12 protein-coding genes are annotated in these 12,954 nt (G+C 60.0%); 10 read left to right on the plus strand and 2 right to left on the minus strand.

Going from position 1 to position 12,954, the window contains the following annotated elements; translation table 11 throughout:
• Nucleotides 1–102: 102 nt before the first annotated feature.
• Complete coding sequence (locus tag AC0GNR_RS02520) at nt 103–1,944, plus strand: choice-of-anchor I family protein (RefSeq protein WP_472899622.1); 1,842 nt, start codon at nt 103–105, stop codon at nt 1,942–1,944.
• A gap of 495 nt (nt 1,945–2,439) precedes the next feature.
• Here the strand turns inward: AC0GNR_RS02520 and AC0GNR_RS02525 are convergent, their stop codons facing one another.
• Nucleotides 2,440–3,711, minus strand: a complete 1,272-nt coding sequence (locus tag AC0GNR_RS02525; protein WP_472899433.1) for a DUF2157 domain-containing protein — start codon at nt 3,709–3,711, stop codon at nt 2,440–2,442.
• 305 nt (nt 3,712–4,016) lie between these two features.
• Between AC0GNR_RS02525 and AC0GNR_RS02530 the strand changes: the two genes are divergently transcribed.
• From AC0GNR_RS02530 to AC0GNR_RS02565, 8 genes are all read left to right on the plus strand, one after another.
• Entirely contained in the window at nt 4,017–5,867 is a 1,851-nt protein-coding gene (locus AC0GNR_RS02530; RefSeq protein ID WP_472899434.1) for a glutamine--tRNA ligase/YqeY domain fusion protein, read from the plus strand.
• A 112-nt stretch (nt 5,868–5,979) separates the two neighbouring features.
• Nucleotides 5,980–6,411, plus strand: a complete 432-nt coding sequence (locus tag AC0GNR_RS02535) for an adenine-specific methyltransferase EcoRI family protein (protein ID WP_472899435.1) — start codon at nt 5,980–5,982, stop codon at nt 6,409–6,411.
• Nucleotides 6,399–7,157, plus strand: coding sequence for an adenine-specific methyltransferase EcoRI family protein (locus AC0GNR_RS02540; protein WP_472899436.1), 759 nt, complete (start codon nt 6,399–6,401; stop codon nt 7,155–7,157). Before AC0GNR_RS02535 ends, AC0GNR_RS02540 begins: the two co-directional genes overlap by 13 nt.
• Before the next feature lie 8 nt (nt 7,158–7,165).
• A complete protein-coding gene (locus AC0GNR_RS02545) occupies nt 7,166–8,335 on the plus strand; it encodes an HNH endonuclease family protein (RefSeq protein WP_472899437.1) in 1,170 nt (389 codons plus the stop codon).
• Nucleotides 8,336–8,801: 466 nt separating this feature from the next.
• Nucleotides 8,802–9,446, plus strand: coding sequence for a nucleotidyltransferase domain-containing protein (locus AC0GNR_RS02550; RefSeq protein WP_472899438.1), 645 nt, complete (start codon nt 8,802–8,804; stop codon nt 9,444–9,446).
• A complete protein-coding gene (locus tag AC0GNR_RS02555) occupies nt 9,424–9,711 on the plus strand; it encodes a hypothetical protein (RefSeq protein ID WP_472899439.1) in 288 nt (95 codons plus the stop codon). The genes AC0GNR_RS02550 and AC0GNR_RS02555 overlap by 23 nt, the downstream gene beginning before the upstream one ends.
• Nucleotides 9,712–9,800: 89 nt before the next feature.
• A complete protein-coding gene (locus AC0GNR_RS02560) occupies nt 9,801–10,091 on the plus strand; it encodes a nucleotidyltransferase family protein (RefSeq protein WP_472899440.1) in 291 nt (96 codons plus the stop codon).
• Nucleotides 10,091–10,441 carry a HepT-like ribonuclease domain-containing protein gene (locus AC0GNR_RS02565; RefSeq protein WP_472899441.1) on the plus strand — a complete coding sequence of 117 codons (351 nt, stop codon included), beginning with the start codon at nt 10,091–10,093 and terminating at the stop codon, nt 10,439–10,441. Before AC0GNR_RS02560 ends, AC0GNR_RS02565 begins: the two co-directional genes overlap by 1 nt.
• Before the next feature lie 51 nt (nt 10,442–10,492).
• On the opposite strand, the gene AC0GNR_RS02570 is transcribed toward AC0GNR_RS02565, so the two are convergent.
• Complete coding sequence (locus AC0GNR_RS02570) at nt 10,493–12,331, minus strand: 3'-5' exonuclease (protein WP_472899442.1); 1,839 nt, start codon at nt 12,329–12,331, stop codon at nt 10,493–10,495.
• A 97-nt stretch (nt 12,332–12,428) separates the two neighbouring features.
• Between AC0GNR_RS02570 and AC0GNR_RS02575 the strand changes: the two genes are divergently transcribed.
• Nucleotides 12,429–12,755: a nucleotidyltransferase family protein gene (locus tag AC0GNR_RS02575; protein ID WP_472899443.1), complete on the plus strand. Its 327-nt coding sequence runs from the start codon at nt 12,429–12,431 to the stop codon at nt 12,753–12,755.
• Nucleotides 12,756–12,954 lie beyond the last annotated feature (199 nt).

Below are 12,954 nucleotides of genomic sequence, written 5' to 3' on the forward strand. Positions count from 1 at the left end.
TGCTTTTAACCACAAAAGCACGCCATGAAGACCCTCCCCGCCCGCGCGAAAGCCCCATCCCAAGCCCGACTGCCAGCGCACCGCTTTGCCGCTTCGCTCGCCATGGTGGCCGTGCTCGCCGCCTGTGGTGGCAGCGACGAGCCCGCCGCGCCCACGCCGCCCGCCCCTGTGGTGGAAGCCACGCCCGCTGGCCTGACGCTGGAAAAAATTGGCAGCTACCAGTCGGGCCTGTACGAAGTGAGCGCCGCCGAAATTCCGGCTTTCGACGCGGCCAGCAAGCGCCTGTTTGTGGTCAACGCCCAGGCCGGCGCCATTGACGTGATCGACCTGAGCGACCCCACCAAGCCCGCCTTCATCAGCCAGCTCAACGCCAGTGCCGTGCTGGCGGGTTCGTCCATCAACAGCGTGGCCGTGTTCAACGGCATGGTGGCCGTGGCCATTCAGGCGCCTGTGAAAACCGACCCTGGCCGCATGGCGCTTTACCGCGCCAGCGACCTGACCCTGCTGGGCTCGGCCACCGTGGGCGCGCTGCCCGACATGATCGTCTTCACGCCCGACGGTAAAACCGTGCTCACCGCCAACGAAGGCGAACCCAGCGACGACTACCAGATTGATCCCGAGGGCAGCATCAGCATCATCGACATCAGCAACCCCGCCCGCCTGGTGGTGCGCACCGCCGGCTTTGGCGCCTTCACCGGCCAAGAAGCTGCCCTGCGCGCCCAAGGCGTCCGCCTGTATGGCCCGGGCGCTTCGGCTTCGCAAGACCTTGAGCCCGAATACATTGCCCTGTCAGCCGACGGCCTCACCGCCTGGGTAACTCTGCAAGAGAACAACGCCCTGGCCAAGGTGGACATTGCCACCGCCACCGTGACCGACATCTTGCCGCTGGGCTTAAAAAACTACGGCGTGGCGGGCAACGAGCTGGACGTGTCAGACCGCGATGGCTCCACCATCAACATCAAAACCTGGCCGGGCGTGTACGGCATGTACCAGCCCGATGCCATGGCGTCGTACACCGTGGGCGGCAAGACCTACCTGGTGACCGCCAACGAAGGCGACGCGCGCGCCTGGGGCGAAGATAACGATGCCTACTGGGCCGGCGACGCGACCAAAGGCTTTGTGGAAGAGTTCCGCGTCAAGCACCTGATCAACCGCAACGGCTGGGCCGGCCGCGCCGGCGGCGACCTGCCCCCACAGCTCAACGCCCTGGCAGCAGGCGCCCTGCTGAACCCCGCCACATTTAGCTACTGCGGAGCGATTGACGGTAACCCCCTCGGCTGCCGCGACGACGCCCAACTGGGCCGCCTGAACATCACCTGGACCATGGGCTACCAGACCAACCCCGACGGCTCGCCCAAGAAGTTCACCGATGCTGGCGTGGAAGACCCCACCGGCGACCGCCTGATGTACGACAAGCTCTACAGCTACGGCGCCCGCTCGTTCAGCATTTGGGGTGAAGACGGCGCACTGGTGTGGGACTCGGGCGCTGAAATTGAAAAGTTTCTGGCCAGTGCCGACTGCAGGCTCGGCACCACCCGCAACATTCCGTGTGCCGACTTCTTCAACAGCGGCCACAACGAAGGCAACGCCAAAGACAGCCGCAGCGACGCCAAAGGCCCCGAGCCCGAAGGCGTGGCCGTGGGCACCATTGGCAGCAAAACCTTTGCCTTCATTGGCCTGGAGCGCATGGGCGGCGTGCTGGTGTACGACATCACCAACCCCGCCGCGCCCACCCGCGTGGACTACCTGAACACCCGCGACGAATGGCTGAACGACCCTGAAGACGAAGCCACCGCGGGCCGGCTCGCCGCCATTGGCGACCTGGGCCCCGAAGGCCTGGTGTTTGTGCCCGCCGCCCAGTCACCCAACGGCAAGCCATTGCTGATTGTGGGCAACGAAGTGAGCGGCACCACTGCGGTGATGCAGCTCAACCTGACGTATTGATGAGTGGGTAGCGCGGGCCTTCGCCCGCGCACCATTGCGTCCACGCAGATTGGGCACATTTCCGTTCGGGCTGAGCCTGTCGAAGCCCCGCCGCCACGGGCATCCACGCAGATTGGGCACATTTCCGTTCGGGCTGAGCCTGTCGAAGCCCCGCCGCCACGGGCGTCCACGCAGATTGGGCACTTTTTCGTTCCGGCTGAGCCTGTCGAAGCCCCGCCGCCACGGGCTTCCACCCAGATTAGGCACATTTCCGTTCGGGCTGAGCCTGTCGAAGCCCCGCCGCCACGGGCGTCCACGCAGTTTGGGCACATTTCCGTTCGGGCTGAGCCTGTCGAAGCCCCGCCGCCACGGTGGTGATTCCTTCGACAAGCTCAGGACGAACGGGGCGCTCAGAACGAACGGAGCGCTCAGGACGAACGGAGGGCTCAGGACGAACGGGGCGCTCAAGACGAACGGAGCGCTCAGGACGAACGGGGCGCTCAAGACGGGCGTAAGTTATCGGTAGCTGTTGGCCAGTGGCCGCAAAGCCGCTGGTAGCCAACTGGCCAGCCGGGCGTGCAGGGCGGCTTCGTGCTTTTGCCACCAAATGCCCAGCCCCACCACCGCCAGGCCCAGCAGCGTGAGGGCAAACGGAAACAGCAGGCTGTCTTCAAACACCCGGTAAGACAAATACCCCAGGTAGCCCGCCACACCCAGCGCGCCCAGCACCGTGAACACGCGCCGCCCAATGGCCGCGCCCAAAAACACCAGGCCCACGTTGATCAGCGCGTAAATGAACTTGTTCACCTCGGAGTCGCTGTTTTGCATGCTCAGGCCTGCCCAAAACATGATGGCGCCAAACAGGTAGAGCCAAAACGCAAAGTCTTGCCGGTCTTCGGGCAGCGTGGCGCGGCGCGTGCGCAGGTCTACCCAAACCGCCACGGCGCAGGTGGCCAGGCCAAACACCAGCGAAACGTCCAGCCGAAACTGCCAGTCAAAGCCGTTGGCCTGCATCAAAAAGCGGGCCACGTCCATGCTCATGTACCAAAGCGTCACGGCCACCGGCATCACCATGAACGGCAGCTTGTAGCGCCACAGCATCACCACGGCAGCGGCCAGCGTGGCCAGCTCCAGGGTGACCCAGCGCCAGTGCACGTAGCGGTGGTAGTCGCGGTAGCTGTCGGCGCCGGTGTCAGGCCAGGCGCCCAGGGCTTTTTGCAGCGCCCACACCGCCAGTGGCACCAGGCACACCGCCAGCGTGGCCAAAATGCCGGCCGGCGTGTGCAGGCCTTTCTTCATCAGGTTGCCCGCCACCAGCAGCGCGCCCACCAGGTAGCCCAGCGCCAGCGCCAGCACACCCCAGGCGCCAAACAGCTCCCAGCCCAGCGTCATAAACAGCGTCATGGCGCCAATGGCCAGCATGCCGCCAAAGTAATACAGCGTGTTGGTGAACGAAAAGCGCGGCCCGCTGGCCACCGGCGCCCGGGCCCCGCGTGCAGCCTGCGCGGCCTGTGCCGCCCACAGCGACTCGGCCACCGTGGGCTCAAAGTCCACGTCGGGCACCAGCGGGGCGCCCGCCGCCACGCGCGTGCGGCTGCCGGGCATGGCCCATTCGGCCCACAGCGCATGCGCCTCTGAAGGCACGATGGCCCCCGCCTCCACCGCGGCCTCTATGTCGTGCCAGCCCAGCTGCACCCGCACCGAAGGCAAAAACACGTCTTCCGCGTGGGTTTCTTCCCAGCGGGTCGACGGCTCCATGGAAATCGTGTCCGGGTTGTCCTTGTTCATCGTGCGGCGCTTTCTTGTGCTGTGGCTTGTTTTTTGTGTGGCTTGGCGGGCTTTTGTGGTGCCTGGGGCCGCTGCGGCCCGTGCCCAGGCACGCGTCTGCAAGGCACCTCCCATGCCCTGCCGCCGCCGCTGGAAGCGGGTTTAAAGATACTTGAAACACCCCGCCGCTCAAACCCCGCGCCCCGCCCCTCGTCGGGTGGTGCGCCAGCGGGCCAAGCAAGTCACGGCGCAGCGGCCCGCGCCACCCCAGCGCCGCCAAGGGTGCGCGGCAAGGGCGCCACAGCTTGCGGCCCTAGAATGCTTGAATGAGTTCGAACACCACCCCAAACGCCCCCAAAAACCACCCCGCAGCCCCCGCCAGCGAAGCGGCCGGCGAGCACAAAGTGAGCAACTTTCTGCGCCAGATCATTGAAAAAGACCTGGAACAAGGCACCTACGCCAGCCGCCACTGGGCCGGCACCCCGGGCGACGCCGCCCACCACGCCGCCGGCCCGCTGGACCCGGCCAAAATTCGCACCCGCTTCCCGCCCGAGCCCAACGGCTACCTGCACGTGGGCCACGCCAAGAGCATCTGCCTCAACTTTGGCCTGGCGCGCGACTACGGCGGCGTGTGCCACATGCGCTTTGACGACACCAACCCCGAGAAGGAAGACACCGAATACGTCAACTCCATCCTGGACGCGGTGCAGTGGCTCGGCTTTGGCTGGGAAGCCAACGGCCAAAGCCACCTGTTTCAGGCCAGCGACTACTTTGACTTCATGTACCGCGCGGCCGAATACTTGGTGCAAGCCGGCCACGCCTATGTGGACGAACAAACCGCCGAGCAAATGCGCGCCAACCGCGGTGACTTTGGCAAACCCGGCGTGGACAGCCCCTTTCGCAGCCGCACCCCGGAAGAAAACCTGGCCCGCTTTCGCGAAATGCGCGACGGCGCGCACGAAGACGGCAGCATGGTGCTGCGCGCCAAGATCGACATGGCCTCGCCCAACATCAACCTGCGCGACCCGGCCATCTACCGCATACGCCGCGCCACGCACCACAACACCGGCGACAAATGGTGCATTTACCCCATGTACACCTTTGCGCACCCCATTGAGGACGCGCTGGAGCAAATCACCCACAGCATCTGCACGCTGGAGTTTGAAGACCAGCGCCCGTTTTACGATTGGCTGATGGAGCGCCTGATTGAAGGCAAGCTGCTGGCCGCGCCCGCGCCCCGCCAATACGAATTTGCCCGCCTCAACCTCACCTACGTCATCACCAGCAAGCGCAAGCTCGCGCAGCTCGTGTACGACCACAAAGTCAGCGGCTGGGACGACCCGCGCATGCCCACAATAGTCGGCCTGCGCCGCCGCGGCTACACGCCCGAAAGCATCCAGCTCTTTGCCGAACGCATCGGCGTCACCAAGAGCGACAGCTGGATCGACTACAGCACGCTCGAGGGCTGCTTGCGCGAAGACCTGGAAAACAAGGCCCACCGCGGCATGGCCGTCCTCGACCCAGTCAAGTTGGTGCTGACTAACTGGGCCGAGGCCTTTGGCGCTGACGATTACCTTGAAGACTGCACCCAGCCCGCCCTGCCCCACAGCGCCGTGCCCGAAGGTCAAACCCCACCACCCGACCGCGTGTTCAAGATCGGCAAACACGTGTGGATTGAGCGCGAAGACTTTGAAGAAGTGCCGCCCAAGGGCTACAAGCGCTTGTTCCCAGGCAACGTGGTGCGCTTGAAAGGCGGCTACGTCATCGAATGCACCGACTGCACCCGCGACGCAGCGGGCACCGTGATCGAAGTGCACGCCAAAGTGATCCCCGGCACCAAGAGCGGCACCCCCGGCGCCGACAGCGTGAAAGCCAAAGCCGCCATCACCTGGGTGGGCGCGGCTGATGGCGTGCAAGCCGAAGTGCGCCTGTACGACCGCCTGTTCAGCGACCCCAACCCGGATGCGGGGGGGAAAGACTTCATTGAAGCGCTGAACCCGAACAGCCTGAAGGTAGTGACGGCATACGTGGAGCCCTCACTGGCTGCAGCGTTGCCGGACCAGAAATTCCAATTCGAGCGGTTTGGCTACTTTGTGGCGGATCGGGTGGACCATGTGGCGGGAGTTAAGCCGGTGTTTAACCGGATGACGGGGCTGAAGGATAGTTGGGGGAAGTAGCTCACGACAACAAATCGCACGCCATTGAGCCGCGAACCCCTGGATAAATGCACACTTAAGAATTTCACGCGTCATCGGTCACAAAGCAACAAATAAAATCCAAAAATAGCACATGGCAAATAAAAACTTAACAAGTGCCAAAAAGGCAAAGAATGATGAGTTCTATACTCAGTACGCAGACATTCAGCGCGAAATGGAAGCTTATTTGGAATACAACACCAAAGTTTTTAATGGGAAAGTCGTTTACTGCAACTGCGATGACCCCTATGAGAGCAACTTTTTTCGCTATTTCGTTTTGAATTTCAAAAAGCTTGGTCTCAAAAAATTAATTACTACCAGCTACAAACCGTCACCGATAGCAAATACCCAGCTTAATCTAATAGACGATGAAAAAGTTAAACTTAATCCCAAAGGCAGGCCAAAGGTAACGGCAAACAAATTCATCATAAATAAAGTACTTGATGTCGATAGCGATGGCGAATTCAATCTTTCCGACATAGCTGAACAACTGAAGGCAAACAACGAAAATGAATGCCCCCCCTAGATGGTGAAGGAGATTTTCGCAGCACAGAGTGCGTCGAACTTTTGAAGCAATCGGATATCGTGGTAACCAACCCGCCTTTCAGTTTATTTCGAGAATATGTTAGCCAGTTATTCCAATATAATAAACAATTTGTAATTATTGGAAGCATGAATGCAATAACATACAAAGAAATCTTCCCTTCAATCAAGGGCAATAAAATGTGGCTCGGGAATGGCTTTAGCGCTGGAAATGCGTACTTCAAATCCCCTTCGGCAAGTGAATATGGAGAGGGTGTCTACAGCGCCGAAACCGGATTGGTTAAGTTTAGAAACTGTTGTTGGTTTACTAACATTGATCACGGACGCCGTCATCAACCACTACCACTCATGACAATGGCCGACAATCTCCGCTTCAGCAAACATAAAGAAATTAAAGGCAAATCATCTTACATTGAATATGACAACTACGACGCCATCGAAGTACCTTTCACAGATGCCATTCCGAATGACTATATTGGGGTAATGGGGGTGCCAATAAGTTATTTGGACAAATACTGTCCAGAGCAGTTTGAAATCTTAGGCACAAGCGACAACGGCCTTATCGAGGATCGATTCAAAAAAACAGCAGGCTTAACACAAAAATTTGTTGAAGACTATTATCGAGATGGTGGAACAGGGGCATACAAGGAAGGCAATCCAACAGCTGGATATTACGAAGATGGTATGGCCAGAATGGCTTACAAGAGAATATTTATTAAGAAGATATAGGGGACGGAATGAAAACCACGTTGAAAACTGAAATCACTGTAAAAGATATTTGTGATGACTTTATCTACAATGAGCTAGAGGGAAAAGGGCTGTTCGGACTTGCCGGTAAACTCACTATTCAGCCCGAGTATCAGCGCAACTACATTTATGCAGGCGAAGGTGGGCGTCGAGAGGCTGCAGTGGTAGAGTCTTTATTAAAAGGCTATCCGCTTGGTCTTATTTATTTCAACAAAATTACAGAAGATCATCTTGAAGTATTGGACGGGCAACAGCGAATTACCAGCATTGGCCGCTTCGTCACAGACAAATTTGCCATCAAGGATGGCAATGGCATGGAGCAGTATTTTAACGGAATAGCCCAAGACAAAAGAGAAAAAATCTTGGCGACAAAATTGTTGATTTATGAGTGCGAAGGAAGTGAGAGCGAAATTAAAGAGTGGTTTAAGACTATCAACATAGCTGGCGTTCCGCTCACTGACCAAGAACTTCTTAACGCGGTCTATTCAGGACCATTTGTGACACTCGCTAAAGAAGAGTTCAGCAACAGCCAAAATGCCAACATTCAAAAATGGAGTGCTTACATAAAAGGCAGCGCCAATCGCCAAGAAATACTCGAATGCGCGATTGACTGGGTAAGCAAGGGAAACATTGGCGATTACATGGCCCGCCATCGTCTTGATAAAAACATCACAGAGTTGAAGAATTACTTCACCAGTGTTATTGACTGGGTTTCAACGGTATTTCAAGGAGTTGAAACCGAGATGCGTGGGCTTGAGTGGGGGCGCCTATACGAAACATACAAAAGTACCCGCTATAACTCGGCACAAGTTTGGAAGAGAGTTGAAGAACTCTACGGTGATCCATACGTAAAAAGCCGCAAAGGAATTTTTGAGTTTATCTTGGGTGGCGGAAAAGATACTAAATTATTGGAAGTTCGCGTCTTCGATGAGGCAGTTAAAAAGTCTGTCTACAAAGTGCAAACCGACAAAGCCAAGTTAAAGAAAGAATCGAACTGCCCACATTGCACAATGGGGCATGATGCAAATAAAAGTAAAATTTGGGCTGTTGCCGAAATGGATGCTGATCATGTTGAGGCATGGAGCAAGGGTGGCGCAACAGGTACAAACAACTGTCAGATGCTCTGCAAATCCCATAACCGCGCCAAGGGAAATCGATAGCAGCCAAGCATCGGGGTAGGGTCTTGCTTTTTGCTACAAGCATCGGGGTCAAAGCATCGGGGTCAGGTCTTGCCTTTTGCCCCTAAGCGAGGCATCTGCATTTGGCCTCCGATGCCGCAGCGAAGCACCGGGATTCGGCTTTAAGCCGAAGTCACCCGCCAAAAAGCCCCGTGCACAACTGCTGCTCGCGTGCATCGGGGTCAGGTCTTGCCTTTTGCCATTGCAGTGAGTGGGAGGCAAAAGGCAATGCCTAAACTTTTGGGGTCAGATTCCGATTGACTCCCTCACCCGTTCCATTCAGGGCCTGCGCCGAAGCACCTCCAGGACTATCGGGGGTCAGACTATCGGGGGTCAGATTCCAATTTGCAATCGCAGCCAACACCCGCGGTGCGCGTGAGCCAGGCCTTGGCACGGGCGCTGCAAGCTGCCTAGCGGATGTCCACTCCCGAATAAACCCAAAAAGGGTATGATCGAACCCAATATGGGTACGATCAACACGACATCTCACTCGGGCATCGCTGACGCCCTCTTCTCCAAGGTGCGCCAGCGCGTGCTGGCCGTGCTGTTTGGCGCGCCAGACCGCAGCTTCTACACCAACGAGGTGATTGGGCTGGCGCAGTCGGGCGCGGGCGCAGTGCAGCGCGAGCTGGCCGACCTGGCTGGTGCGGGCCTGCTCACGGTGCGCAAGCAGGGCAACCAGAAGCACTTTCAGGCCAACGCTGCGTCGCCGGTGTTTGCCGAGCTGCGCGGGCTGGTGCTGAAAACGATGGGGCTGGCCGATGTGCTGCGCGCTGCGCTGGCACCCTTGGCGCCGCAGATTGCGCAAGCCTTTGTGTTTGGGTCCATCGCCAAGCAGCAAGACACGGCAGCGAGCGACGTGGACCTGCTGGTGGTGAGCGACACGCTGGGCTATGGCGATGTGTTCGCGGCGCTGGAGGGCGCCAGCCAGACACTGGGCCGCGCCATCAACCCGGCGCTGTACACCACCGCCGATTTCCGCGCCCGCATGCAGGGCGACAATGCATTCATCAACCGCGTGATGCAACAGCCAAAGATATGGCTGATCGGCCAGGAGGAACCCGCGCCACATGAGCCCAACCAACCCACTTGACAACCTGAGCCGCCCAGGCGGCTCGCTCAAACCAGAGCCGCCCGACGCGGCAGAAACAGACGGCTTGCTGCGCACCGGCCGTGCCCGCTTGGCAGACGCCAGTAACACCACGCTGGCGCTGGAAAGCCGCTTTGACCTGGCCTACAACGCGGCCCACGCCCTGTGTTTGGCAGCGCTGCGCGCCAAGGGCTACCGGGCCAGCAACCGCTACATCGTCTTTCAGATTATTGGGGTCAGATTCCAATTTTCACCCCAGAGATGCTGAGTCGGACGGAGACACAGCCAACCAACGCCAGGCGATCGGCGGGCTTCGCCCGGCACCGAAGGCGGCGCCCAATCGCTACACTCGGCCTCATGCGCCCATCACAAGCCCTCCATCTTCATCGCTCGCAGATCCGAGAGATTGCCTTGCGCCACCGCGTGGCTGGTGTGAGCGTCTTCGGCTCGGCGGTTCATGGCGACGATGTTGAGGGCAGCGATCTGGATGTGCTGGTGGACCCTACGCCTTCGACCACGCTGCTGGACATTGGCGCGATCCGCTACGAGCTGAAGGCACTGCTGGGTATGGAGGTCGACGTGTTGACCCCCAATGGTCTGCCGGACAGCTTTCGTGATCAGGTGTTGCGCGAGGCGGTGAGGCTGTGATGCGCCAGCACCCACTGCGCACGGCGGACTACCTCCAACACCTGGCGCAGGCGATTGACAACATCCAGAGCTACACAGTGGGCATGGACGCTGCAGGCTTCAAGGCAGACCGAAAAACGCAGGATGCTGTGATCCGCAACCTGGAGATCATTGGCGAGGCCTGCAACAACGTGGTCAAGAACGACCCAGCATTTGCTCAGGCCCATTCCGCGATGCCATGGGGCTTTGCGTATGAAATGCGCAATGCGCTGGCACATGGCTACTTCAAGGTGGACCTGGATATCGTCTGGGCAACCGTCACCTCTGACCTGCCGGGACTGAAAGCCCAGCTGGCGACGCTGACACCGTGAAATGCCTCGCCCGTTCCTGCGCGGTGCGAGCGGTTCTGCAAGAACGCCCGTTCAGGCAGCCAACCGCTGCCCGAACCGCCCGTCCCCACCCATCCCAATGATCAGCCGCTGCGTGGCCCGCGTGGCGCCCACGTAAAACAGCTTGGCTTCCTCGCGCTCGTCTTCACCCGGGGCGGGCATGTGGCCCGCGCCCACCAGCGCCACCACCGGGAATTCCAGCCCTTTGCTGGCGTGCAGGGTCAGCACCTTGATGGTGTCGGCGGCCGGGTCGAACTGGCCTGCCTTGTCGCGCACCTGGTAGGGCAACCCGCGCCGGTTCAACACGTTGGCGCAGAGGTACATGTCTTGGTGGTGGCGGCAGAGCATGGCCATGTCGCCCCAGGCGTGGCCTTCTTTGTGGGCCGCGCAGAGCAGTTCAACGATGTGTGTGGCTTCGGCGCGCAGGGTGGGCAGGCGGATGATGAGCGGCGCTTCGCCGTCGCGCCCGCAGCTCACGGGCTTGAGCATGGGCACGCCGTCTTCGTCTTTGTCTTCGGCGGTCAGCAGATCAGCGGCCACCAGGCTGGCGGTCTGCAAAATTTGCCGCGTGTTGCGGTAGTTGATCTTGAGGATGGTGGTGCGCCCCTGCGCCTGTATGCCCACGCTCTTGAAGCTGAAAGGTTTGCCGCCTTCGTGGGTTTTGCTGCGCTCGTAAATGCTTTGCGCGTCGTCATACAACACCAGCAGGCTGTTGGTGGCGGGATCGACCATTTGCACGGCCAGCTTGAGCCACTCGGGCGCGAAGTCGTGGCCTTCGTCGATGAGCACGGCCTGGTATTGCCCGCTGGGGATCTGTTTGCGGTCCACGCCGATGATGACGCGCTGCACCATGTCGGCCATCTTGTCGGTGACCGACTGGTTGTTGGCGGGCAGGGTCTGGCCAAAGGCCTTGAGCTGGTCGCGGCACCATTTGTGAAAGTGCACGGCGTGAACGCGGTCGGCAATGCCTTTGGCGGCCATCACATGGGCGAGCTGCTTGGCCAGCGGCTCGTTGTAGCAAAGCATGAGGATGGGTTTGCTGGCCGCCGTGTGGGCCTTGGCCAGGTGCTCGGCGCGGTAGGCCAGCAGCATGGTTTTGCCCGAGCCGGCCACACCGTGGATGACGCGGTGCCCGTCGCCCAGGCTGCGCGCCAGCTGCTCTTGCTGTATGTCCATCACCCGCATGATGCTGGGCAGGTCGGCGTCGGCGTCGGTGGCGTCAAACAGGTCACCGGTGCCGGGCACGGCCACCCGCACTTCAGGAAACATGATCCAGCGCACGCGGTCCATTTGCGGCAGCGACATGACGCCACCCAGCATGAAAGGGAACATGTCCCACAGCCGGCTTTGCAATGCCTCGGGCTCCACCGCCTCCAGCATTTCGTCTTGGCACACCACGCGGTGCGGCTCTATGGCGTTGTGGAGTTCGGCTTTGTCAAACTGCGCGCGGGTGATGTTGGGCAGCACCACGCCGTAGCTCCAAGGAAAGGCCAGCTTGCCTTGGTGACGGCCTTCGGGCTGCACCAGTTGCGGGTCGCGCTCCAGCGCGTTCACCACCTGGTGGGCGTACTGCCTGGCCTGCTCCAGCGGGTTGGGAATGGTTTTGGGGCCGGCTTCGGCGTGAATGTCCCAGGTTTGCTTGTTGGCCTGGATGAGGGTGGAGAGCCGGAAGTCTTTGACCTCCAAAATCAGGATGCCTCGGCGCGGGTGCATGACAACAAAGTCTGGGTGCTGATGGCGGGGGCCCACCGCCACGTCGTACCAGAGCAGGTAGTCGTCGTCGAGCTTTTGCTCAAGCCGCTCGGCGGTGCGGCGCTCGCCCGAAGTCATGCGCGCGACGCAGCTCCCTATCGCTGGTATCAGTGTGGCCATGTTGTTTCTGTTTGCTTCCCTGGGCGACATGGTGCACGCAAATACGTCCCACGCTCGGGCATACCTGCCAAACGGCTCCATCGGTACACCCGCAGGCATGCACCCCGCCATCGCTCAACACCGCGCGTCCATCGCCGCCATCTGCCTGCGCTACGGCATCCGCAGGCTGGAGGTGTTTGGCTCAGCTGCGCGGGGTGACGACTTTGTGCCCGAGAGCAGCGACGCCGACTTTCTGGTGGAGTTTGCAGCGGGTGCGCAGCCTGACCCGCACAGCTTCTACAGCGCCAAGGCCGAGCTGGAACAGTTGCTGGGCCGGGGCGTGGATCTGGTGGAGCCCGGTGCGGTGCGCAACCCCTACGTGCTGGCCAGCATCAACCGCCACCGGGAGCCTGTGTATGGGTGTTCGGGGTCAGAGTCCAATTGACTCCCGCTCCCCGGCTTTTCAGGGCCTAGATCAAAGCACGTCGAGGCTTTATTGATTCGGCCCTATGAAGTATCAACCGTTCGCCCTGAGCCTGTCGAAGGGCTCGTGCCATGTCTGAGGAAGGTTTCGACAAGCTCAACCCGAACGGACTTTAGACTTCACTGGGCCTGATCTATAAGCAAAGCCTCTCTGAAAGGAA

This window comes from Hydrogenophaga sp. LT287 (assembly GCF_055702805.1).